We start from the raw sequence: 23,290 nt of genomic DNA, 5'->3' as shown, positions 1-23,290 counted from the left end.
TACTGAGTACCGTCAATAGGACATCGAGTACCGAAGGAGGCCCGGCGTGGGTTCCGTGGCACAGAGCGAGTCCGGCCTGCCCATCCAGCCGCTCTACGACGGCTGGTCGCTGACGGATTTCGACGCGGACGCCAAGCTGGGCGCCCCGGGAAAGTTTCCGTACACGCGTGGCGTGTATCCGTCGATGTACACCGGCCGGCCGTGGACGATGCGGCAGTACGCCGGTTTCGGCACGGCGAAGGAGTCCAACGAGCGCTACCACGAGCTGGTCGGCGCAGGCACGGGCGGTCTGAGCGTCGCCTTCGACCTGCCGACGCAGATGGGCTACGACTCGGACGAGTCGATCGCCCGCGGCGAGGTGGGCAAGGTCGGCGTGGCCATCGACTCGATCGAGGACATGCGCACGCTGTTCCAGGGCCTGCCGCTGGACAAGGTGTCCACGTCGATGACGATCAACGCCCCCGCCGCGACGCTGCTCCTGCTCTACCAACTCGTCGCGGCCGAGCAGGGCATCTCCGGTGACCAGCTGACCGGCACCATCCAGAACGACGTACTCAAGGAGTACATCGCCCGCGGCACGTACATCTTCCCGCCGAAGCAGTCCCTCCGGCTGATCAGCGACATCTTCGCGTACTGCCACAAGGAGCTGCCCCGCTGGAACACGATCTCCATCTCGGGCTACCACATGGCCGAGGCGGGTGCCACGCCCGCGCAGGAGATCGCCTTCACCCTCGCCAACGCGAAGGAGTATGTGCGCGCCGCGATCGCCGCCGGCCTCGACGTCGACGACTTCGCACCGCGTCTGTCGTTCTTCTTCGTCGCCCGGACCACGCTCCTTGAGGAAATCGCCAAGTTCCGCGCCGCCCGCCGCATCTGGGCCCGCATCATGCGCGACGAGTTCAAGGCCAAGAACCCCAAGTCGCAGATGCTGCGCTTCCACACCCAGACCGCCGGGGTGCAGCTGACCGCGCAGCAGCCCGAGGTCAACCTCGTACGGGTCGCCCTCCAGGGCCTCGGCGCGGTCCTCGGCGGGACGCAGTCCCTGCACACCAACTCCTACGACGAGGCCATCGCCCTGCCCACGCAGAAGGCGGCGCGGCTCGCCCTGCGCACCCAGCAGGTCATCGCCTACGAGACCGACGTGACCAAGACCGTCGACCCGTTCGCCGGGTCCTACGTCATGGAGTCGATGACGGACGACGTCGAGGCGGCGGCCCTCGAGCTGATCCAGGCCGTCGAGGACCGCGGCGGCGCGGTGGCGGCGATCGAGCAGGGCTTCCAGAAGTCCGAGATCGAGAAGTCCGCGTACCGGATCGCGCTGGAGATCGACCACCAGGAACGCACCGTGGTCGGCGTCAACAAGTACGCCCTCGACGAGGAAGAACCGTACGAGCCGCTGCGGGTCGACCCCCAGATCGAGATCGACCAGTGCGAACGCCTCGCGGCCCTGCGCAAGGATCGTGACAACGACGCCGTCGAGCGAGCCCTCGAAGCGCTGCGCGACGCGGCGCGCGGCACCGACAACGTCCTGCCCCCGATGCGCGAGGCCCTGCGCCTGCGCGCCACGGTCGGCGAGGTCTCCCACGCTCTGCGCGACGTGTGGGGCGTTCATGTCCCCCACGACACGTTCTGATCCTTCTTCCTGTCCCCCTCCGATCCGTCCGATCATTCCGATGACCAGTCAGCCCCGGTGGAGCAATCAGTGAACGAAATCGACATCCACACGACCGCGGGAAAGCTCGCGGACCTGCAGCGCCGGATCGACGAGGCCACGCACGCCGGCTCCGCACGCGCGGTGGAGAAGCAGCACGCGAAGGGCAAACTGACGGCGCGTGAGCGCATCGAACTGCTCCTGGACGACGGCTCGTTCGTAGAACTCGACGAATTCGCCCGCCACCGCTCCACCGCGTTCGGCCTGGACGAGAACAAGCCCTACGGCGACGGAGTGGTCACCGGCTACGGCACCGTCGAAGGACGCCCGGTAGCCGTCTTCTCCCAGGACTTCACCGTCTTCGGCGGAGCCCTCGGCGAGGTCTACGGCCAGAAAATCATCAAGGTGATGGACTTCGCCCTCAAAACGGGCTGCCCCGTCATCGGCATCAACGACTCCGGCGGCGCCCGCATCCAGGAAGGCGTCATGGCGCTCGGCATGTACGGCGAGATCTTCCGCCGCAACACCCACGCCTCCGGCGTCATCCCCCAGATCAGCCTCGTGGTCGGCCCCTGCGCGGGCGGTGCGGTCTACTCCCCCGCCATCACCGACTTCACGATCATGGTCGACCAGACCTCCCACATGTTCATCACCGGCCCCGACGTCATCAAGACCGTCACCGGCGAGGACGTCGGCTTCGAAGCACTCGGCGGCGCCCGCACCCACAACACCAGCTCCGGCGTCGCGCACCACATGGCCGGCGACGAAAAAGACGCCATCGAATACGTCAAAACCCTCCTGTCCTACCTCCCCTCGAACAACCTGTCCGAGCCCCCGGCCTTCCCCGAGGAAGCGGACCTGGCCCGCACCCCGCAGGACGACGAACTCGACACCCTCGTCCCGGACAGCGCGAACCAGCCCTACGACATGCACACCGTGATCGAGCACGTCCTGGACGACGCGGAATTCTTCGAGACGCAGTCGCTGTTCGCGCCGAACATCCTCACCGGCTTCGGCCGCGTCGAGGGCCGCCCGGTCGGCATCGTCGCCAACCAGCCCATGCAGTTCGCCGGCTGCCTCGACATCGACGCCTCCGAGAAAGCCGCCCGCTTCGTGCGGACCTGCGACGCGTTCAACGTCCCCGTCCTCACCTTCGTCGACGTCCCCGGCTTCCTGCCGGGCGTGGACCAGGAACACACCGGCATCATCCGCCGCGGCGCCAAACTCATCTACGCCTACGCCGAAGCGACCGTCCCCCTGATCACGGTCATCACCCGCAAGGCGTTCGGCGGCGCCTACGACGTGATGGGCTCCAAGCACCTGGGCGCCGACCTCAACCTGGCCTGGCCCACCTCACAGATCGCGGTCATGGGCGCCCAGGGAGCGGTCAACATCCTGCACCGCCGCACCATCGCCGCCGCCCCCGCAACCGAGCAGGAAGCCACCCGCACCCGCCTCATCCAGGAGTACGAGGACACCCTCCTCAACCCCTACACCGCAGCCGAACGCGGCTACATCGACGCCGTGATCATGCCCTCCGACACCCGCGCCCACATCGTCCGAGGCCTGCGCCAGCTCCGCACCAAACGCGAAAACCTCCCGCCCAAGAAGCACGGCAACATCCCGCTGTAGAAACCGTTGCAGAGCCCACCGGAGCCGTCATGATGATCAAGGTCGTACGGGGCAACCCCACCCCCGAGGAGCTGGCCGCCGCACTGGCGGTGGTCCAGGCCCGCGCCGCGGCGGTGGCCACCACCCCGCCCCGCGCGGCAGGCACCCGCGACGCATGGGCCGACCCCTCACGCATCAACTCCCTGCCTCAGCACGGGCCCGCGGCCTGGGCGCGCACCTATTGGCCGCGCTGAACAACCACCCGATCGGAGAGTTCATGAACACCGTGCAACAGGGGGCGCATCGCGCCGGCCACGCACCGGCCCCGCGCGCTCGCGTGGTGATCGCCAAGCCCGGCCTGGACGGCCACGACCGTGGCGCCAAGGTCATCGCCCGGGCGCTGCGCGACGCGGGCTACGAGGTGATCTACACCGGCCTGCACCAGACCCCGGAGCAGATCGTCGCGACCGTCATCGCGGAGGACGCGCCGCTCCTCGGGCTCTCCGTACTGTCGGGTGCCCACCTGACGATCGTCGAGAGGGTGCTCCAGTTGCTGGCCGAAGAGGATGCCGGCGACGTCCGTATCCTGGTCGGCGGGATCATCCCCGACGCCGACATCGCAGCCCTCGAAGCACTGGGCGTCCACGCCGTGTTCACCCCCGGCGCGGGCATCGGCGGCATCGTCGAGACCGTCGACCGCCTGCTGACCACAACTGACACGACCGCCATCACTGAGACCACGGACCCCGCGCTGGAGCCGGCATGCTGAAGAAAGTCCTCATCGCCAACCGTGGCGAAATCGCTGTCCGCGTGGCGCGGGCGTGCCGGGATGCCGGTATCGCGAGCGTTGCCGTATATGCGGAACCGGACCGGGACGCTTCGCATGTCCGGGCGGCGGACGAGGCGTTCGCGTTGGGCGGTGACACCCCGGCCACCAGCTATCTCGACATGGCGAAGGTGCTGCAGGCCGCCAAGGACTCGGGCGCGGACGCCATCCACCCCGGCTACGGATTCCTGTCGGAGAACGCCGAGTTCGCCCAGGCCGTCCTGGACGCCGGCCTGATCTGGATCGGCCCGCCCCCGCAGGCCATCCGCGACCTGGGCGACAAGGTCGCCGCCCGCCACATCGCCCAGCGCGCCGGCGCCCCGCTGGTCGCCGGCACCCCAGACCCCGTATCCGGGTCCGACGAGGTCGTCGCGTTCGCCCGCGAACACGGCCTGCCCATCGCCATCAAGGCCGCCTTCGGCGGCGGCGGCCGCGGCCTCAAGGTCGCCCGCACCCTCGAAGAGGTCCCCGAACTCTACGACTCCGCCGTACGCGAAGCCGTCGCAGCGTTCGGCCGCGGCGAATGCTTCGTCGAGCGCTACCTCGACAAGCCCCGCCACGTGGAGACCCAGTGCCTGGCCGACACCCACGGCAACGTGGTCGTCGTCTCCACCCGCGACTGCTCCCTGCAGCGCCGCCACCAAAAACTCGTCGAAGAGGCCCCCGCCCCCTTCCTGAGCGACGCGCAGAACGAGCAGCTCTACACCGCCTCCAAAGCCATCCTCAAGGAAGCCGGCTACGTCGGCGCCGGCACCGTCGAATTCCTCGTCGGCGCGGACGGCACCATCTCCTTCCTCGAGGTCAACACCCGCCTCCAGGTCGAACACCCCGTCACCGAAGAGGTCGCCGGCATCGACCTCGTGCGCGAGATGTTCCGCATCGCCGACGGCGAAGCACTCGGCTACGACGACCCCGCCCTGCGCGGCCACTCCTTCGAGTTCCGCATCAACGGCGAAGACCCCGGCCGCGGCTTCCTCCCCGCCCCCGGCACCGTCACCCGCTTCGCACCCCCCACCGGCCCCGGCGTGCGCCTCGACGCCGGCGTCGAGACCGGCAGCGTCATCGGCCCCGCCTGGGACTCCCTGCTCGCCAAACTGATCGTCACCGGCGCCACCCGCGAACAGGCCCTGCAGCGCGCCGCCCGCGCCCTGGCCGAGTTCGAGGTCGAGGGCATGGCCACCGCCATCCCCTTCCACCGCGCCGTCGTCACCGACCCGGCCTTCACCAGCGACCCGTTCACCATCCACACCCGCTGGATCGAGACCGAGTTCGTCAACGAGATCAAGCCCTTCGCCGCCACCCCCGACACCGACACCGACGAGGAAGCCGGCCGCGAGACCGTCGTCGTCGAGGTCGGCGGCAAACGCCTCGAGGTGTCCCTGCCGGTCTCCCTGGGCATGTCGCTGGCCCGCACCGGCCTCGCCGCCGGCGCCAAGCCCAAGCGACGCGCCGCGAAGAAGTCCGGGCCGGCCGCCTCCGGCGACACCCTCGCCTCCCCGATGCAGGGCACCATCGTCAAGATCGCCGTCGAGGAAGGCCAGGAAGTCAAGGAAGGCGACCTCGTCGTCGTCCTCGAAGCCATGAAGATGGAACAGCCCCTCAACGCCCACCGCACCGGCATCATCAAGGGCCTCAACGCCGAAATCGGCTCCTCCATCACCTCCGGCGCCACCATCTGCGAGATCAAGGACTGATACGGCCCGGTGGGCCGAGCTCCGGCCCGCGTCCTGAGCTCACGGTGAGCGTCGCCGCCCACCGGCCCACGAGCCCAAAGCCGACGACCGACAGCCGACAGCCGACAGCCCAGGAGGACCTCCTCCCGGGCTGTCGCGCGCTCGCTCCTATGCCCTCACGCCGGGGTCTCGTAGATCGGGGCGATTGTGGCCCGCGCCACCGCATGGGTGAAGAGCTCGATGCCCAGCCACGCCGGGGAAGCCGCCGCCGGCACATCCAGCTCGGGCGTGTCCAGCGCATGGACGGCGTAGATGTAACGGTGAGGACCGTGCCCGGGCGGCGGTGCGGCGCCGAGGAAGCTGTTCCCGCCCGCGTCGTTGGCCAGCATCTTCGCTCCGGCAGGAAGGTACTTCCCGCCTGGCGCCCCGGCACCGGCCTCCAGTTGGTGTACCGACGCGGGGATGTCGTACACCGCCCAGTGCCAGAAGCCACTCCCCGTAGGCGCGTCCGGGTCGAAGCAGGTCACCGCGAAGCTCTGCGTGTCGGCCGGGAACCCCTCCCAGGACAGCTGTGGGGAGCGGTCCTCGCCCGGGCCGCCGAAGAGACTGCTGCACTGCGCGACATCGAGAGGCTTTCCGTCCTCGATGTCCGTGCTGTGCAAGCCGAACGCGGGCACAGAGGGCAGGACGCTGTAGGGATCGAAGGAGTGGGCCATGTGCTTCTTCTCCTCTGGTCAGGCGGTCAGGTGCTCGCGGAGTGGTCGGTGACCGACCCGCCCTGATCGGCCACACCTCGACAGTCGCACGACACCGGCACACGGCGCACGCCGCAAATGGGCGACTTCTGCCCCGAGCAACGTCCGTCCAAGTCGATATACCTCCTGAAACTGCGCTGCCCGAGCACACGAAAATCCTGCGCACGCGATATTGATTCACGCTACATGTAGATGCATAATCCGCTTATGGATAAGCGGGGCATGGAAGTCGGTGCCCAGGCCGAAGGCCTGATGATCGCCGTGGAGCAGATGGTCCGCTACGTGCGGCAGAGCGCCGTCGCGGGTGGCCTGAGCACGGCGGCCTCGTCCGCGATCGGCCGGCTGGGCCGCGAGGGCCCGTGCCGACTGAGCGAGCTGGCCAGGGCCGAAGGCGTCTCGCAGCCGAACATGACCCAGCTCGTCACCCGCATGGAACGCGCGGGCCTGGTACGCCGTGTGGCTGACCACAACGACGGCCGGGCCGTCCTCGTGGAGGCCACCGACAGCGGCCTCGAGGTCTTCCGGCAGCGGCGCGCCGAGCGGGCCCGGGCTCTCGACCTGCTCATCGGGGAGCTGACCGAGCCGGAGCAGCAGGCCGTACGGACCGCGCTGCCCGCCCTGGCCCGCGCCATCCGGGACCGCCGGGCCCACGACTGACCCACCCCGCCACCCACCATCACCCCGCAAATCTGTCCGCTCTCCCCCACCACCGCTTGTCGACCCTTTGGAGAGAACCGCACATGAGTGCATCGCATGGAAAGGCCGCCAGTCCCTTCAAGCAGCCCAAGGCCGTCTGGGCCGTGGCGTTCGCCTGCGTGATCTCGTTCATGGGCATCGGCCTGGTCGACCCGATCCTCCCCGCCCTGGCCGAGAACCTGCACGCCTCACCCAGCCAGGTCTCCCTGCTCTTCAGCAGCTACCTGATCGTGACCGCGGTCGCCATGCTCTTCGTCGGCTGGATATCCAGCCACATCGGCGCCAAGCGCACCCTGGTCGTGGGCCTGGTCGTCATCGTCGTATTCGCCGCCCTGGCCGGCATGGCCGGCTCCGTCAGCGGCATCGTCGGCATGCGGGCCGGCTGGGGCCTGGGCAACGCGATGTTCATCGCCACCTCCCTCGCCGTCATCGTCGCCTCCGCGAGCGGCGGCTTCGGCGGCGCGATCATCCTGTACGAGACCGCGCTCGGCCTCGGCATCGCCGTCGGGCCGCTGCTGGGCGGGGAGTTGGGCGGCATCAGCTGGCGCGGCCCGTTCTTCGGTGTAGCCGTCCTGATGGCCATCGCACTGGTCGCGACCCTCGCCTTCGTGCCCTCACTGCCCAAGCCGAAGCGCCCCACCTCGCCGATCGCACCGCTGAAGGCGCTGCGCCACCGCGGTCTGCTGACCATGGGCATCATGGCCCTGCTGTACAACTGGGGCTTCTTCACGATGCTCGGCTACGCCCCGTACCCGATGGAGCTGAACGCGCACGAGCTCGGCCTGGTCTTCACCGGCTGGGGCCTGCTGGTGGCCGCCTTCAGCGTCTTCTTCGCCCCGCGCCTGCAGGCCCGCTTCGGCACCGCCCCCGTCCTGTACGCGAACCTGCTCGGCCTCGGCATCGTGATGGCGCTCATCGCCGCCGGCGTCAGCAACCCCACGGTCGTCATCGTGGCCGTCATCGTCAGCGGCGCCTTCATCGGCATCAACAACACCCTGACGACCCAGGCCGTCATGCTCGTCTCCCCCGTCGAGCGCCCCGTGGCCTCATCCGCCTACGGGTTCCTGCGCTTCATCGGCGGCGGTCTGGCCCCCTTCGTCGCGGGCAAGCTCGCAGACGCCACGGACCTGAGCGTTCCCTTCTACCTGGGCGCCGCCACCTTCCTCCTGGCCATCCCCGTGCTGGCCAGTGGCCACGGTCTGCTGCGCAAGGCCGAGGCGATCCTGGGCGAGGGTGAGCCCGTCACCCCGTCCCTCACCCCCGTCGGCAGCCCGGCCGCTGCGACGGACGCGCCGCCCGTCATCGTCGCGGTGGGCGCCCACGACAGGGCCGCCTCCATCGTCGACGCCGCGGCCCGGCTCGCTCGCGACACCGGCAGCCCGCTCGAGGTCGTCCACGTCCAGCAGACCGCGGTGGTCGAGGAACAGGCCGTCGACACCGAGACGGACGAGCAGGCCCGTGCGGCCGTGACCGCCCACCTCGACCGCCTCAGCGCCGACGGCGTCGCTGCCACCGGGCAGATCCTGACGAGCGTGGGCGACCACGCCGCCGCGGGCCGCGCCCTCGCCCACCACGCGGCGGAGGTGCACGCCCGTACAGTGGCCATCGGGCGCTCGCCGCGCGGCCCCGTCACCCAGTTCGCCGACGGCAGCCTCACCACCGCCCTCACCCACTCCGCCACCTGCACGGTCGTCCTCGTCGACCCCGACAGCACACCCCGGCACCTGACCAAGGACAGCCTGGCGGAGATGCGGAACAACGCGGTCTGAGCCATTGCCGTCCGGGCTGCGGTGCACGTCTGTGCCCGGTTCACGGTGGCCGGGCCTCGCCGCGGGCCTCGGCGGTGCGCAGCGCGCCCGCCTGGTCGGGCCCGGCCTCCAGAACCTCGGGGCCCTGAGCTCGGCCGAGGCCCTCAGCCACCCGCGGCAACGCCCCTGGACGTCCGAATCCCGCTGAGACTCCGATCACTTTAGTGGCGCCCACTAGACGACATACCGACTAGTCAGGATGATGAGTCCGTCCAGTTCAGACGTCCTGTAGGAGCAATGATGAGCGCCGGCCACCCCCCAGGTCTCGATCTTGACCAGCTGCGCGGCCACCTCGACCGGGAGCGCCCGGGGCTCGTGGCCGGTCCGCTGTCCGGGCGGGTCGTCGAGGGCGGCCGGTCGAACCTGACGTACATCGTCGGCGACGGCTCGTCGACCTGGGTGGTCCGGCGTCCGCCGCTGGGTCATGTGCTCGCCACCGCGCACGACATGAAGCGCGAGTACCGGGTGATCAGCGCCCTGAACCCGACCTCCGTGCCGGTGCCCGAGGCACTGCTCATGTGCGAGGACGACAGCGTGCTCGGCGCGCCGTTCTACGTGATGGAGTACGTGGCGGGCACGCCGTACCGCACGGCCGACCAGCTCGCGCAGCTGGGCCCGGAGCGCACCCGCGCCGCCGTGCTGAGCCTCGTGGACACCCTCGTCGACCTGCACGCCGTGGACCCCGCCGAGGTGGGCCTCGCGGACTTCGGGCGGCCCGAGGGGTTCCTCGACCGGCAGCTGCGGCGCTGGGGCAAGCAGCTCGACGCGTCCAGGAACCGCGAGCTGGCCGGCGTCGACGAGCTGCACGCGGCGCTGGGCCGCTCGCTGCCCACCTCGCCCGCCCCCACGGTCGTGCACGGCGACTACCGCCTCGACAACGTCCTGATCAACGAGGACGCCGACGGCGTCGACCGGATCAAGGCCGTCCTCGACTGGGAGATGTCCACGCTCGGCGACCCGCTCACCGACCTGGGCCTGCTGGTGATGTACAGCGCGAAGCTGGACATGCCCGACTCCCCCGTCTCCACGACCGCCGCGGCCGCCGGGCACCCCGACCCGGCCGAGATCATCGAGCGGTACGCCGCACGCTCGGGGCGCGACGTGTCCGCCGTCTCCTGGTACACGGCCTTCGCGTGGTTCAAGCTCGCCGTGATCCTCGAAGGCATCCACTACCGCTACACGCTCGGCCAGACCGTCGGCGCCGGCTTCGACCGTATCGGTGAGCTCGTGCCCGTCTTCATCGACCACGGCCTGACGACCCTTCAGAAAGGCTGACCCGCAATGGACTTCGCATTCGACGCGCGCACCGAGGAACTGCGGGCGAAACTCCTCGCCTTCATGGACGAGCACGTGTACCCGGCCGAGGCCGTCGCCCACGAGCAGCGCGCGCAGCTCGCCTCCCCCTGGGACACCCCGGCCGTCGTCGAGGAGCTGAAGGCCGCAGCCAGGCGGCAGGGCCTGTGGAACCTCTTCCTGCCCGACGCGGAGTACGGCGCCGGGCTGACCAACCTCCAGTACGCGCCGCTGGCCGAGATCACCGGCCGCAGCCCGCAGTTGGCGCCCACGGCCCTCAACTGCGCGGCCCCCGACACCGGCAACATGGAGGTGCTCTCCCAGTTCGGCGACGAGCGGCAGAAGAAGCAGTGGTTGGAGCCCCTGCTCGCCGGTGAGATCCGCTCCGCGTTCGCGATGACCGAGCCGGAGGTGGCCTCCTCCGACGCCACGAACATCACCACGCTCATCGAGCGCGACGGCGACGAGTACGTCATCACCGGCCGCAAGTGGTACATCTCCGGGGCGATGAACCCGGACTGCAAGATCTTCATCGTGATGGGCAAGACGGATCCCGAGGGCTCCGACATCCGCCGCCAGCAGTCCATGGTGCTCGTCCCCCGCGACACCCCCGGCCTCGAAATCCGGCGCGCCATGCAGGTGTACGGGTACGAGGACCACTACCACGGCGGTCACGCCGAGGTCGTCTTCGACCGGGTCCGCGTCCCCGTGAGCAACCTGATCGGCGAGGAGGGCGGCGGCTTCGCCATCGCCCAGGCGCGGCTCGGCCCGGGCCGTATCCACCACTGCATGCGGCTGATCGGCATGGCCGAGCGGGCCATCGAGCTGATGTGCAAGCGGGCCGTGGCGCGTACCGCGTTCGGCAAGCCGCTGGCCCAGCAGGGCGTCGTACAGGAGTGGATCGCGGACGCGCGGGTCGCGGTGGAGCAGCTGCGCCTGCTCGTCCTCAAGACGGCCTGGCTGATGGACACCGTCGGCAACAAGGGCGCCCACACGGAGATCCAGTCCATCAAGATCGCCACCCCGCGCACGGTCGTCGACATCATCGACCAGGCCGTGCAGCTGCACGGAGCGGGCGGTGTCAGCCAGGACTTCCCGCTGGCCGAGCTGTGGGCGGGCGCGCGCACCCTGCGCCTCGCAGACGGCCCCGACGAGGTCCACCAGCGCTCGCTGGCCCGGCGCGAGCTGAAGAAGTACCTCTGACACGTGGAGATCTGGCCCACCGGAGCCGGAATCGCGATGTGGCCCCTGCCCGGTCGGGCGGGGGCCACATCTGTTGAAGTGCCCTTGCCGTCGCCAATTTCGGACCTGGTGTATCAAGCGACGAGTGATATCGGCAGACTTCATGCATTGCACTCCACCATCACGAGGGATTCACATGATCACGCTCACCAAGGAAGACGGACCGGCAGATCTCGACGGTGTGACCCACCTGTCGATCGGGGTGTCCTGGGACCCCACCGCCGGCAGCAGCGGCGGGCTGATGGGCAAGCTCCGCCGGAACGTCGGCACGGACCTCGACCTCATCGCCATCGCGCTGCAGGGCGCTGACCCGGTACGGCTCGCAGGCCTCGACTCCCTGGACCCGCTGGGCAACGGCTCCTTGGTGCACAGCGGCGACAACCAGACGGGGCGCGGTGACGGGGACGACGAGACCGTGACCGTCGAGTTCGGCCGCATCCCGACGAACATCACGTCGATCGTGTTCGTGGCCGCCGCGTACAAGAAGTCCAGCTCCTTCCAGAAGGCGCGGAACATCAGCTTCAAGGTGTACGACGCGACCGGTGGCACCTCCCAGCAGGTCGCCGACATCTGGCCGAGCCTGCTCACCAACGACAACGGCTGCCGTGTCGCCAAGGCGATCCGGGTCGACGGCAGTTGGAAGCTCGAGGTGCTGAACGAGACCGGGAAGATCAAGCAGGGTGACGAGCGGGCGCTGATGCGTTTCGCCGTGAGCAACCGGTAGACGGGGATCAATAAGCCGGTAGACAGGGATCAATAAGGTAGACGGGGATCAATAAGCAGTGAGCCGGGCTCGTCGTGTCCGTGCCCGGCTCCGCTTCTCTGTCCCGGGTGAGGGACCGCTCAGTGATGTGGCGCCCGGCGCGCCGACGTCGAAGGGTCGCTGCCTGCCGTCAGGTGCGTGGTGAACCACTGCCTCGCGAGGTCGGCGACCCGGTCGAGCGCTCCGGGTTGCTCAAAGAGATGCGTGGCTCCCGGCACGATCTCCAGCCTGTTCTCGCAACGGAGTTGAGCCTGGGCGACACGGTTGAGGTCGAGCACCATCGTGTCGGCCCCGCCGACGATGAGCAGGGTCGGCGCTCGTACGTCGTCGAGGCGCGGCCCGGCGAGGTCGGGCCGTCCGCCGCGGGACACCACGGCGCCGATGTCCGGGTCGTCGGCGGCCGCCCGGAGCGCCGCCGCGGCCCCGGTGCTGGCACCGAAGTATCCGATCGGTGCCGACTCACGGTCGCGCAGCCAGCGGGTGGCTCCCGCCAGCCTGCCGGCGAGCGTGCCGATGTCGAAGACGTTGTCCCGGTCGGCCTCCTCGGCGGGCGTGAGCAGGTCGAACAGCAGCGTGCCGAGGCCCGCTTCCTGCAACACCTCCGCCACCGCCCGATTGCGCGGACTGTGCCTGCTGCTGCCGGAGCCGTGGGCGAACATCACCAGGCCCGCGGCCCCTTCCGGCCGCGCGAGGTCTCCGGCCAGCCGGACTCCGGCGGCCTCCACCTCTACGCCAGTCGTGACCGGTGCAGGCCGGACGCGTGCGGGGTCGGGCACGGCCCGGGCCAGACACGCGGCCACTTCCTCGTCCGTGGTCTGTGAGAAGTCGCTGTACCACTCACCGACGGAACCGAACAGGGGCTGTACGGAGAGGCACACCACGTCGTCGGCCACCGCGCTCAGTCGGCGCACCGCGTCGGGCGGCGCGACCGGCACGGCAAGGACCACGCGGGCGGCCCCCTGCGCCCGTACGACCTGACATGCAGCTGCCGCCGTGGCGCCGGTGGCGATCCCGTCGTCCACCACGATCACCGTACGGGCCTCACCGATCACCGTGGGAGCCTCACCCCTCACCACCGTTCGGTCCTCGCCGGCCGACGCGGGCCGCCCGGCGCGGTACCGCCGTGCCCGCCGCTCCAGCTCCTGTCGCTCCGCGCGCTCGACGGCCGCGATGTGGTCCGGTTCGATGCCGCAGTGGCGCACGACGTCGTCGTTGAGGACCCGCACGCCGCCCTCGCCGATCGCACCGAAGGCCAGCTCCGGCTGGTACGGGACGCCGAGTTTGCGAACCACGATCACATCGAGCGGGGCGCCCAGCGCACGCGCCACCTCGAAGGCCACCGGAACACCGCCACGCGGCAGCCCGAGGACGACCGGCTCCTCATCTCGCAGATGCTGCACCGCTGCGGCAAGCCGCCGCCCGGCATCAGTACGATCCCTGAACCGCACAGCGCTCGCCCCTCTCGGAGCCCCTCACAGATGACGGCAGGCATGTGTCTGCCCTTACCTCCGGGCTAACCCCGTTCGCGGCACCGCGCAACTCGGGACGCGTGCACGACCCGAGCCGCTCTCCGGCGCGACAATGGTGGTGCGGATGATGCGCTCCTTCGCGGAGAGGCGGCACCGGCTATGCCGTACATATCGGTCACTGCACTGAGCCACCCCGGACTCAGGCGCGAGCACAACGAGGACAGCCTGGTCGTCGGCCCGTGGACACTGTGCGCAACGGTGACGGAGAATCCGCAGACGATGGCGTTCCCGCTCGGCCGTCCACTCGTGGTCGCTGTCGCCGACGGCATCGGCGGGCAGCCGGCCGGCGAGGTGGCCAGCAGCCTCGTCGTCCGCCGGCTCGCCCTTTTCGGGCCTGCGCTGGACGGCGAGGAAGCGGTGCGTGACGCGCTGGGGATGTGCAATCACGCCGTGTACGCGGCGGCCGACCGCGCCCCGGAGCTGTCCACGATGGGGACTACCGTCGCGGGTGTCGTGATCCTCGAACAGGAACTGCTCGTGTTCAACGTCGGCGACAGCAGGGTGATCGAAGTGGGCCCGTCCGGTGACGGCAGCGCCGGCAACGGCGGCCCCGCCGGTGCCCGGGCCGCCACGGACGACACGCTCCACCAGCTGAGCGTGGACGACAGCCCGGCCCTCGCGCGGGGCCGGCGCACCACGTCGATCATCACGCAGGCGCTCGGTGGCGCACCGGCGTTCAGCGCGATCACGCCGCACGTCAGCAGGTCACCGCTCACCCCAGGTACACGCATGCTGGTGTGCAGCGACGGCCTGACCGACCCCGTGCTCGACAACGAGATCGACGACATCCTTCGGGCGCACGACGGGGGCCGGGCTGTCTTCGAGCTGTGGAAGGCCGCAATGGCCGCAGGCGGTCCCGACAACGTCACGATCGCGCTGGTCAGCGTCACCGGCTGACCCGACAACGACCGATCGGCCGGCCCGCTCCCAGCCAGTAAGACCCTTCCCCGCCCTCAGGCCGGGACATAGCGCAACAGCACGATCCCGCTCCGGAACGACTTCGAGTCCACGAGGCGCAGTCGCGGGACCTCGTAACCATCGGGGAAGAGTCGCCTGCCACGGCCCTGGACGACCGGGTACACGAAGAGGCGGTACTCGTCGACGAGGCCCGCCTCGATCAGCGTGTGGGCCAAGGTGATGCTGCCGGTGAGCACGATGTCCTTGCCGCCCTCCAGCGCCTTCAGCGCGGTGACCTCCTTGACCGCGTCACCGGACAGCACGGTCGAGTTCTCCCACTGCGGGTCCTCGATCGAGCTGGACACCACGTACTTCTGCACCTGGTCGAGATAGTCGGAGATGCCTGTGGTGTCGTCGGTCAGCCCTGGCCAGTAGCCGCGGAAGTCCTCGAAGGTGCGCCGGCCCACGAGCAGCGCGTCTGACCGGCTGTCCTGGCGACGGCCCTCTTCCAGCACATCGGCCATGTCCGCGGTGCCCTGGGCCTGCGGTTCGAACCAATCGGTGAGCATCTCGACACAGCCGTCGACGGTGATGTTCTGGGTGATCGCCAGAGTACGCATACCGCGCCTCCTTCTGAACGGATGGCTGGTCCACCATTCATGACCGATCCCGCCCCGGAAAATCATCGGCACCTGACGGGACTGCCGGGGACCAAGCGGCCGACGCCCTTACGAGGTGGGGGTGTTGGAGGGCGCAGACGGTGGGCCCGGTGGTTGGGACGGCGAAGGCGGAAACAGCGGTGGGGGTGGCGGGGGCGCCGAGAGAGGACGGCTGCGCTGCCGGGGCGGGGCCTGCGAGGGAGCCGGCGGCGGCGCAGATGGTGGCGGGGGCGGAGGCGGCTCGATCGCCGGCAGCAGCGGCCCGCCCTCGCGCAGCCGGGCGATGGTCAGCTCGGCGCGGCGGCGCGCCTGGGGGCCGTCGTCGCGTCCATAGACGAGCCGGACGCCCGCGCGGCCGAGGTTCTCGATGGAGAGCCGCTGGTAGCCGAGCGCGTGGGCGATCTCTTCGATCCGGCCCAGCTTCGCGGCTGTGGAAAGGCCGGGGATCAGCTCGACGCGGCCACGGCCGTCGAAGCGCGCACGTACTTCGTCGTCCTTCACCTGACTCCACTCCCGGGAAAGGGCGGCAGCCACTGACTGCTCCACACCACGAACCCATCAGTCCCCGACCGTAGAGCACCCGGGGTGCCGACACCGTCACAAGTCGGCACCCGATGCATGGCGTGACCGGTCCAACACCGGTGTCGTCCTCAGGAGTTGAGGGCCTTGAGCAGTGCGGCGAGGCCGTCCGCGTAGATGCCGTGGAAGAGCTCCTCGACGTGGGCCTCGCTGACGCCGACGGGCGTGAACGAGCCCGTCCATTCCACCCGCGACGTTCCGGGCGTGCCGGGTATGTCGCGCACCGTCAAGGTCGAGAGGTAGTCGGTGACCGGGAAGGGCGCCTGCTCGATGGCGTAGGAGTAGGTGCGCTTGTCGTCGTCGAAGGCCTTGAGGCGTTCGACGATGACGCCGCCGTCCTGATTGGTCAGGCGGCGTACGCGGCCGCCCTCGCTCAGCTCGCTCTCGGGGATGTACGGGAGCCAGTCGGGCAGGGAGTCGAAGCCGCCGATGATCTGCCAGACGTCGTCGGCGGATCGGGGGAGGTCGATGGTGGCGGTGGCGGTGGTGGTGGCCATGTGCTGTTCCTTTCGTGTGCCGTGAAGTCGGTGGTCAGGCAGTGGGCGTGGGGGCGTCGGCGGCGATGAGCTGCTCGTCGCGGAGCGCGGTCCAGAAGGCGGCCGGGACGTTCTCCTTGAGGGCTGCTACGTCTTCGGCGATGCGGCTGGGCCGGGTGGCGCCGGGGACGACGGCGGCCGTGGCCGGGTGCGCCAGGGCGAACTGCAGGGCGGCGGCCTTGATGCTGACACCGTGCCCGGCGGCGAGCGCCTTGATCCGCTCGACCTTGGCGATGATGTCCGCGGGGGCCTTCTGGTACTCGAAGTGCTGCCCACCGGCGAGGATGCCGGAGCTGTAGGGGCCGCCGACGACCATGTCGATGTTCTGCTCGGTGGCGGCGGGCAGCAGCCGCTGCAGGGACCGCTTGTGGTCGAGCAGGGTGTAGCGGCCGGCCAGGAGGAACGCGTCGGGCTTGGGCTCGTCCAGGTCGAGGGTGAGCTCGATCGGCTCCACGCGGTTGACGCCGAGGCCCCAGGCCTTGATGACGCCCTCGTCGCGGAGCTTCTGCAGGACACGGAAGGCGCCGGTGCGTGCCGTCTCGTAGACGTTGAGCCAGTCGTCGCCGTGGAAGTCCTGGGCGACGTCGTGCACCCAGACGATGTCGAGCCGGTCCATCTTCAGGCGCTTGAGGCTGTCCTCGATGGAGCGCAGGGTGGCGTCCGCGGTGTAGAGGTCGACCATCTTGTTCGCGCGGCCGTGCTCGAAGAGACCGCCCTTCTCGCCCAGGTCGCGGTCGGCGGGGTCCTCCAGCTCGTCCAGGATGACGCGGCCGACCTTGGTGCTGAGCACGTACTCGTCACGGGGCCGGTCGGCCAGCACTTCGCCGAGGCGCAGCTCGGACAGGCCCGCACCGTAGAAGGGCGCGGTGTCGAAGTAGCGGATGCCCTGGTCCCAGGCGGCCTCGACGGTGGCGGCGGCCTCCTCGTCGGGGATGCTGCGGAACATGTTGCCGAGCGGGGCGGTGCCGAAGCCGAGGGGTCCCGGCAGGAGGGACTTGATACCCATGAGTGGAATCTTTCTGTATGTCATGTGATGCGAAGCTCAGGATGGTTTCTCGCGCTCCGCGGCTCTTGCTCTGTCGAGGTTAAGATCGAGGGGTCAGACTGTCCAAGACTTGCTTGGACACACTTGAGTCCCCAGAGGTCTTACATGCTTGACCTGCGACAACTTCGCTATTTCGTGGCCGTGGCCGAGGAGGAACACGTCGGCCGGGCCGCCGATCGCCTGCACATTTCCCAGTCGCCGCTGAGCCGGCAGATCGCCCAGCTGGAGAAGAACCTGGGCCTGACCCTGTTCGAGCGCAGCCAGCAGCGCCTGCGCCTCACCTCGGACGGCCGCGTCTTCCTCACCGAGGCCACGGCCCTGCTGCGGCACGCGGACCGGCTCGAGAACCTCGGCCGCCGCTTGGGGCGCGGCGAGGAAGGCGGGCTGTGCGTGGGATACGTCGGCGATGCCATGCACACCGGGATCCTGCCGCAGGCCCTGCGCGCCCTGCACGACGAGCGGCCCGGCATCCACGTCGCCCTCTACGACCTGACCGCTGCCCAGCAGTTCGAGGGCCTGCGCCAGCGCAGCCTGGACATCGCCCTCGTACCGGAGGCACCCCCCGAGGCGGACCCCGACCTGCGCAGCGCCCTCCTCCTGGAAGACCCCCTGCTCCTTGTCATGCCGAGCAGCCATCCGCTTGCCGGGAGGGCGGAGATCCTGCCCGAAGACCTCGACGGTCAGCCGTGGATCGCCATCGAGAACAGCCAACAGCCGGCCTGGCGCGACGACTTCGTCGCCGCCTGCGCGGCGGCCGGGTTCACCCCCGACATCCGGCTCGAAGCCCCCGAACCCCTGACCGCTCTCGGCCTGGCCGCATCGGGCCTCGGCATGGCGCTGGTCCAGGAGAGCATGCTGCGGGGCGACACCCCGGGGGTCACGGTCCGTGAACTCCCCTGGTTCCAAAGGTCCGTACGCCTCTGGGCCGCCTGGCACCAGATCGATCTGCGCCCGGTTGTCACGTCCTTCCGCGCGACCGTACTGAACACCGAGAACACCGAGAACGTCACGGACGTCACGGACGCCGCGGACGAGCCTGTCAGGTGATGCCGGCGGCGGCCTGCTCCCCCGCGTTCCGGGGCGCCTTCTCGCGGCGCGGGAGCAGCAGCGGGGTGACCAGGAGTACGACTCCGGCGATCGCGATCGCGGTGCGGGGGCCGGTGACGGCGGCGATCACACCCCACACGGCGGTCAGGGCCGCGATGGACAGACTGCTACTGACCGACCACGCGGACAGCGTGCGGGCGACCCGGGCGGGGTCGGTGTGTTCGAGCCGGTAGGTGGCGAGCACCGGGTTGAACAGGCCGCAGCAGGTCACCAGGCCGAGCTGGACGGCGATGACGAGCACGATCCCGGGAACTCCGGGCTGGACGAACGCCAGTCCGATGGGCCAGCACGCTCGCAGGGCTCCAACGGTGAGCATCACCTTGCGTTGCCCGAACCGTGCCACGAGCGGGTGCGCCATGCGTGAGCCGATGAGTCCACCGATGCACGGGGCCGCGAACGCGAGACCGTACTGCCAGGGTGCGAAGCCGAGCCGGCTCAGCATGAGCACGGCGATCAGCGGCTCGGAGGCCATGATGAGGCCGTTGACGACGATCGAGTTGAGGAACAGCGGGCGCAGTGTGCGGTGGCTGAGGATGTAGCGCCAGCCTTCGAGCAGATCACCGGCGCGCAGCCGTGGTGCGGCGGCCCGCGCGGGGCGGGCTTCCGTCCCTCCGATGGCGCGGATGCCGAGCGCCGAGAGCAGGTAGCTGACCGCGTCGGCGATCACCGTCGTCACCGGGCCGAACATCCCGATCGCGGCCCCGCCGAGCGGTGGCCCGACCACGATCGAGGTCCACATCGTTGACTCGAACCGGCCGTTCGCGACGAGCAGGTCCTCCGGCGGCACGAGCGACTTCAGATACGCGCCGCCGGCCGCCTTGAAGGCGATGTCGGCCGCGGCGACGACGACGGAGACGACGAGGAGCTGGGCGAAGCTGAGCCCGCCGAACGCGAACGCGGCGGGGACGCTCATCAGCGCCGCGAACCGGATCAGGTCCATCGCGATCATGACGGGCCGCTTACGCCGGAACTCCATCCACGGCCCGAGCGGCACCGCGACCACGGCCCCCACGGCCCGCCCCGCGGCGGCCAGCGCCGCCACCTGCGTCGGCCCGGAGTGCAGCACGAGGATGGCGATCAACGGAAACGCGCCGAACCCGAACCCCGTGCCGTACGAGCTGACCGCGAACGCCGCCCACAACCACCCGAACCGCCGCCCCAGCGCCCGCCTGCCCTTCACGCCCACCGCACCTCTCGCCGCCCCCGACAACCACACGCTGACCACCGACATCAAAGCGAGGAGCAGACGACGAGATCAAACAACCGACCCGCCATGAGAACACAACCAGACGTTGTGCGGACACTCGGGCCGCGTGGATCTCCCAGCTACGAGTAGGGAATCGCGCGGGCCTGAGGCTCGGAAGGAGCTCGGCGGGGAGCGATGATGTGGCCATGGCGTTAGAGACAGCGTTCACGGAGATGTTCGGCGTGCGGCACCCGATCGCGCTGGCGCCGATGGGTGGGTCGGCCGGCGGCGCGCTGGCCGCAGCTGTCTCACGCGGCGGCGGGTTCGGGTTGCTGGGCGGCGCGTTCGGGGACCCGGAGTGGCTGGCGCGCGAGGTGCCGATCGTCGCGGGCACCGACAGTCCGTGGGGCGTCGGATTCCTGACCTGGGGAATCGACGTCGCCGTGGTGGAGCGGGCTCTCGAGTACGGGCCGAGGGCCGTGATGCTGTCGTTCGGCGACCCGAGCCCTTACGCGGAGCGTGTCCGCCGAGCAGGGGCGCTGTTGATCCTTCAGGTCACGGATCTGGAGGAGGCTGAGCAGGCCGTGGACCTGGGCGCCGACGTGATCGTGGCCCAGGGAACCGAGAGCGGTGGGCACGGAGCCCGGCACGGGCGCTCCACCTTGCCGTTCGTGCCGGCGGTCGTGGATCTCGTGGACCCCGTGCCCGTACTGGCAGCCGGCGGGATCGCCGACGGCCGCGGCGTGGCGGCCGTACTCGTGCTGGGCGCTGCCGGCGCGCTCATCGGCACCCGCTTCCAGGCCACCACAGAGGCCCTGGTCGACCCCTCGATCACCAAGGCGATCCTCGAAGGACGCGGCGAGGACACCGAGCGCAGCACTGTGCTGGACATTGCCCGCGGCTCCCGATGGCCGGCGAAGTACCCCGCCCGCACCCTCGGCCACCCGTATCTCGACCAATGGCGCGGCCGCGAGGGGGAACTCGCGGCCGACCCCCAGGCCCGTCAGAACTACCAGGACGACGTGGCACGCGGCACGGTGCCCCCGCTGCCGGTCTGGGCCGGCGAAGCCGTGGACCTCATCACCGACCTCCCCTCGGCAGCCGACCTCGTCCCCGCCCTGGCCGCCCAGACGCAGGAAGCACTGACCCGCGCGGGCCGCCGCTGACAGACCAACTGCCCACGCACTTACGGCTCGTGGGCCGCGCACCCACGACCCGAAGGGCTCGAGATCAGCAGCACAGTTTCCCCCTACCTCTTCCGCCCGACCCCACCGAACATGGCCACTTCATCAGGCTCCGCGGTGGCGGCACCCTCCGGACGCCAGCGTGAGCAGGAGACGACGCCGGGGTCCAGCAGTTCCAGGCCGTCGAAGAATCGGGCGACCTGTTCCGGTGTGCGCTGGTTCAGCTTCGGTGTGCCGTGCTCGTTCCAGAACGCCACGGCCGCATCCACGTCCGGCATGGCCGGGCTGGTAATGGTGTGGGACAGGACGAGATGACTACCCGAAGGCAGGGCGTCGAGCAGGCGCCGGACGATGCCGTACGGGTCCTCGTCATTGCCTACGAAGATGACGACGCCGAGCAGCATCAGTGCCACGGGCCGCGTGAAGTCCAGGGTCTTGGCGGCGGACTCCAGGATCTGCTCGACGTTGCGCAGGTCTGCGTCGAGATAGTCGGTTCTGCCCTCCGGCGCGCTGGTGAGCAGAGCCTGGGCATGACGCAGGACAAGAGGGTCGTTGTCGACGTAGACGATCTTCGAGTCCGGGGCTGTCCGCTGGGCGACCTCATGAGTGTTGTCGACCGTGGGCAGGCCGGTGCCGATGTCCAGGAACTGGCGTATCCCCACCTCGCCGGCCAGATGGCGCACCGCGCGCCCGAGGAACGCCCGGTCGGCCAGTGCGTAGTCCACGATGCCCGGGTGGAGCTGCCTGATCTGGTCGCCCGCCGCCTCGTCGACGGGGTAGTTGTCCTTGCCGCCCAGCCAGTAGTTCCAGATCCGTGCGGTGTGCGGCCTGCTGGTATCGATTCTGCTGTCCTGGCCGCCGGGGCGTGCGTCGCGTGTCACAGGTCCCTCTCCTAGCATCCGCCGATCACGATCTCGCCCCTCACCCTAGATGCTCTCGGCGACGGCAGAGGCGGCCACCCAGGTATCAACTCCGGGGCAAGGTACGGCGATTGGCGGATGGCGAGATGAAGGAGACCGGGCGGGCGCTGCCCTTGAGGCGGGCCGGTCTCAGCCGGCCGCCCGCTTGATGAGATCACCGATCCGCGCCTCGTCGTCGGCGTTCAACTCGGTCAGGGCGTACGCGGACGGCCACATGGTGCCGTCGTCGAGCTTCGCCAGATCGCTGAAGCCGAGCGTGGCATACCTGCTCTTGAACTTCTGTGCGCTCTGGAAGAAGCAGACGACCTTGCCGTCCCTGGCGTACGCGGGCATGCCGTACCAGAGCTTCGGGGCCAGGTCCGGGGCGCTGGTCCTGACGATGTCGTGGATGCGCTCGGCGAGGGCGCGGTCCGCTTCTGGCATTTCGGCGATCTTGGCGCGCACCTCGCTGTCGCCGTCCGCCTTGGCCGTGCGCGATCCGCGTCGAGAGGATGCCTTGAGTTCCTTGGCGCGCTCCTTCATCGCGCCTCGCTCCTCGTCGGTGAATCCGTCGTACTTCTTGTCGGCCGTGACAGTGCCGGTGGTGCCGGTGGTGCCCGTGGCGCTCTTCGTGGCGCTCTTCGTGGTCCTCTGCGTGTTCGTCATGGCAGGTTCCTCTCGGGCAATGCGTGGTCAGGGCGAGCGGGACGGGGGTGGCTTCGGGTCAGGCCGCGGAGGCGACCGTGGTGGCCTGCCAGGCGAAGTCGTCCGGGTCGGTGAAGGTCCCGGCGTCGCCGCCGAGCACGAGCCGGTGCGATCCGCTGCCGTCGACGGGGACGCCGACATCCTTGGCCAGCGCGCGGCGCCCGTAGAGAGCCAGCTTGACCGGGCTCGAGGGTGTTTCGAACTCGACGTACTTGCGGCCGAAGCTCTTCGCCACGGTGAGACCGCGGTCGACGTAGAACTGCCTGCTCGCAGCCACGTCCGCCACTCCCAGCAGGAGCACGATGCTGTCGATCTGCCGGGTCGCCGGGCCCTTGTCCTTCCGCGCGGACGTGGCGACCTTCCAGATCGTCCCGTCCGGTGCCTGGACGACGCCGCCGTATCCCCACAGGGACTTCGTGACGGGCTTGAGCGGTGTGGCGCCGGCGTCGAGGGCGGCGTCGATGAGCGCCTTGACGTCGGCCGGCTGGGACACGGTGAGCGACAGCGAGAAACCGCGGAAGCCGGTCGTCGGCGCCTCCGAGGCGCTCAGTCCGACCTGAGTGTCCAGGCCGAAGGCGGCGGTGTAGAAGCGCTGGGCGGCCGTGGGGTCGGCCACCTCGAGGGTGATGGACTCGATGGAGGTCAT

At 69.8% G+C, this 23,290-nt stretch carries 23 protein-coding genes; 13 read left to right on the top strand and 10 right to left on the bottom strand.

Annotation, left to right across the window (positions count from 1 at the left end; translation table 11 throughout):
* Positions 1-46: 46 nt before the first annotated feature.
* The 5 genes from OHA58_RS36735 (at position 47) to OHA58_RS36715 (ending at position 5,782) form a co-directional block, all read left to right on the top strand.
* On the top strand, positions 47-1,633 hold the full coding sequence (locus OHA58_RS36735; protein ID WP_405484010.1) for a methylmalonyl-CoA mutase: 1,587 nt from the start codon (positions 47-49) through the stop codon (positions 1,631-1,633).
* Between the two features lie 69 nt (positions 1,634-1,702).
* The gene (locus OHA58_RS36730) at positions 1,703-3,283 is read left to right on the top strand and encodes an acyl-CoA carboxylase subunit beta (RefSeq protein WP_405484009.1); all 1,581 of its coding nucleotides are present in this window, start codon (positions 1,703-1,705) and stop codon (positions 3,281-3,283) included.
* A 29-nt stretch (positions 3,284-3,312) separates the two neighbouring features.
* A complete protein-coding gene (locus OHA58_RS36725; RefSeq protein ID WP_405484008.1) occupies positions 3,313-3,516 on the top strand; it encodes an acyl-CoA carboxylase epsilon subunit in 204 nt (67 codons plus the stop codon).
* 23 nt (positions 3,517-3,539) lie between these two features.
* On the top strand, positions 3,540-4,031 hold the full coding sequence (locus OHA58_RS36720) for a cobalamin B12-binding domain-containing protein (protein WP_405484007.1): 492 nt from the start codon (positions 3,540-3,542) through the stop codon (positions 4,029-4,031).
* Positions 4,028-5,782 (top strand): acetyl/propionyl/methylcrotonyl-CoA carboxylase subunit alpha, encoded by a 1,755-nt coding sequence (locus tag OHA58_RS36715; RefSeq protein WP_405485365.1) that lies wholly within the window; start codon positions 4,028-4,030, stop codon positions 5,780-5,782. Before OHA58_RS36720 ends, OHA58_RS36715 begins: the two co-directional genes overlap by 4 nt.
* 155 nt (positions 5,783-5,937) lie before the next feature.
* Here OHA58_RS36715 and OHA58_RS36710 read toward each other — a convergent pair whose 3' ends face one another.
* A complete protein-coding gene (locus OHA58_RS36710; RefSeq protein WP_405484006.1) occupies positions 5,938-6,477 on the bottom strand; it encodes a YbhB/YbcL family Raf kinase inhibitor-like protein in 540 nt (179 codons plus the stop codon).
* 231 nt (positions 6,478-6,708) lie between these two features.
* Between OHA58_RS36710 and OHA58_RS36705 the strand changes: the two genes are divergently transcribed.
* From OHA58_RS36705 to OHA58_RS36685, 5 genes are all read left to right on the top strand, one after another.
* Entirely contained in the window at positions 6,709-7,173 is a 465-nt protein-coding gene (locus OHA58_RS36705) for a MarR family winged helix-turn-helix transcriptional regulator (RefSeq protein WP_405484005.1), read from the top strand.
* Between the two features lie 83 nt (positions 7,174-7,256).
* On the top strand, positions 7,257-8,981 hold the full coding sequence (locus OHA58_RS36700; RefSeq protein ID WP_405484004.1) for an MFS transporter: 1,725 nt from the start codon (positions 7,257-7,259) through the stop codon (positions 8,979-8,981).
* A gap of 279 nt (positions 8,982-9,260) precedes the next feature.
* Positions 9,261-10,295: a phosphotransferase family protein gene (locus OHA58_RS36695; RefSeq protein ID WP_405484003.1), complete on the top strand. Its 1,035-nt coding sequence runs from the start codon at positions 9,261-9,263 to the stop codon at positions 10,293-10,295.
* Between the two features lie 6 nt (positions 10,296-10,301).
* Positions 10,302-11,516 (top strand): acyl-CoA dehydrogenase family protein, encoded by a 1,215-nt coding sequence (locus OHA58_RS36690; RefSeq protein ID WP_405484002.1) that lies wholly within the window; start codon positions 10,302-10,304, stop codon positions 11,514-11,516.
* A 175-nt stretch (positions 11,517-11,691) separates the two neighbouring features.
* The gene (locus tag OHA58_RS36685) at positions 11,692-12,279 is read left to right on the top strand and encodes a TerD family protein (protein ID WP_116501250.1); all 588 of its coding nucleotides are present in this window, start codon (positions 11,692-11,694) and stop codon (positions 12,277-12,279) included.
* Positions 12,280-12,398: 119 nt separating this feature from the next.
* On the opposite strand, the gene OHA58_RS36680 is transcribed toward OHA58_RS36685, so the two are convergent.
* Positions 12,399-13,766: a phosphoribosyltransferase family protein gene (locus OHA58_RS36680; RefSeq protein WP_405484001.1), complete on the bottom strand. Its 1,368-nt coding sequence runs from the start codon at positions 13,764-13,766 to the stop codon at positions 12,399-12,401.
* A 180-nt stretch (positions 13,767-13,946) separates the two neighbouring features.
* Here OHA58_RS36680 and OHA58_RS36675 point away from each other — a divergent pair, with 180 nt between their 5' ends.
* Positions 13,947-14,744: a PP2C family protein-serine/threonine phosphatase gene (locus tag OHA58_RS36675; protein WP_405484000.1), complete on the top strand. Its 798-nt coding sequence runs from the start codon at positions 13,947-13,949 to the stop codon at positions 14,742-14,744.
* 56 nt (positions 14,745-14,800) lie between these two features.
* On the opposite strand, the gene OHA58_RS36670 is transcribed toward OHA58_RS36675, so the two are convergent.
* From OHA58_RS36670 to OHA58_RS36655, 4 genes are all read right to left on the bottom strand, one after another.
* Positions 14,801-15,364, bottom strand: coding sequence for a dihydrofolate reductase family protein (locus OHA58_RS36670; protein ID WP_405483999.1), 564 nt, complete (start codon positions 15,362-15,364; stop codon positions 14,801-14,803).
* A 108-nt stretch (positions 15,365-15,472) separates the two neighbouring features.
* Positions 15,473-15,904, bottom strand: coding sequence for a hypothetical protein (locus OHA58_RS36665; protein WP_405483998.1), 432 nt, complete (start codon positions 15,902-15,904; stop codon positions 15,473-15,475).
* A gap of 149 nt (positions 15,905-16,053) precedes the next feature.
* On the bottom strand, positions 16,054-16,479 hold the full coding sequence (locus OHA58_RS36660) for an SRPBCC family protein (RefSeq protein WP_405483997.1): 426 nt from the start codon (positions 16,477-16,479) through the stop codon (positions 16,054-16,056).
* A 34-nt stretch (positions 16,480-16,513) separates the two neighbouring features.
* The gene (locus tag OHA58_RS36655) at positions 16,514-17,524 is read right to left on the bottom strand and encodes an aldo/keto reductase (RefSeq protein ID WP_405483996.1); all 1,011 of its coding nucleotides are present in this window, start codon (positions 17,522-17,524) and stop codon (positions 16,514-16,516) included.
* 144 nt (positions 17,525-17,668) lie between these two features.
* On the opposite strand from OHA58_RS36655, the gene OHA58_RS36650 reads away from it, so the two are divergent.
* Entirely contained in the window at positions 17,669-18,610 is a 942-nt protein-coding gene (locus OHA58_RS36650; protein ID WP_405483995.1) for a LysR substrate-binding domain-containing protein, read from the top strand.
* Here the strand turns inward: OHA58_RS36650 and OHA58_RS36645 are convergent.
* Positions 18,603-19,850 carry an MFS transporter gene (locus OHA58_RS36645; protein ID WP_405483994.1) on the bottom strand — a complete coding sequence of 416 codons (1,248 nt, stop codon included), beginning with the start codon at positions 19,848-19,850 and terminating at the stop codon, positions 18,603-18,605. The genes OHA58_RS36650 and OHA58_RS36645 overlap by 8 nt on opposite strands.
* Positions 19,851-20,062: 212 nt before the next feature.
* Between OHA58_RS36645 and OHA58_RS36640 the strand changes: the two genes are divergently transcribed.
* Positions 20,063-21,022, top strand: coding sequence for an NAD(P)H-dependent flavin oxidoreductase (locus tag OHA58_RS36640; protein ID WP_405483993.1), 960 nt, complete (start codon positions 20,063-20,065; stop codon positions 21,020-21,022).
* A gap of 83 nt (positions 21,023-21,105) precedes the next feature.
* Here the strand turns inward: OHA58_RS36640 and OHA58_RS36635 are convergent, their stop codons facing one another.
* The 3 genes from OHA58_RS36635 to OHA58_RS36625 form a co-directional block, all read right to left on the bottom strand.
* A complete protein-coding gene (locus tag OHA58_RS36635) occupies positions 21,106-21,939 on the bottom strand; it encodes an SAM-dependent methyltransferase (RefSeq protein ID WP_405483992.1) in 834 nt (277 codons plus the stop codon).
* A gap of 150 nt (positions 21,940-22,089) precedes the next feature.
* The gene (locus OHA58_RS36630) at positions 22,090-22,605 is read right to left on the bottom strand and encodes an iron chaperone (RefSeq protein ID WP_405483991.1); all 516 of its coding nucleotides are present in this window, start codon (positions 22,603-22,605) and stop codon (positions 22,090-22,092) included.
* A gap of 58 nt (positions 22,606-22,663) precedes the next feature.
* Positions 22,664-23,290 carry a glyoxalase gene (locus OHA58_RS36625; protein ID WP_405483990.1) on the bottom strand — a complete coding sequence of 209 codons (627 nt, stop codon included), beginning with the start codon at positions 23,288-23,290 and terminating at the stop codon, positions 22,664-22,666.

It is taken from the genome of Streptomyces sp. NBC_00009 (assembly GCF_045040855.1).
In the GTDB taxonomy this organism is placed as follows: domain Bacteria; phylum Actinomycetota; class Actinomycetes; order Streptomycetales; family Streptomycetaceae; genus Streptomyces; species Streptomyces aureus.
This window is presented reverse-complemented; position numbering and strand designations above follow the sequence as displayed.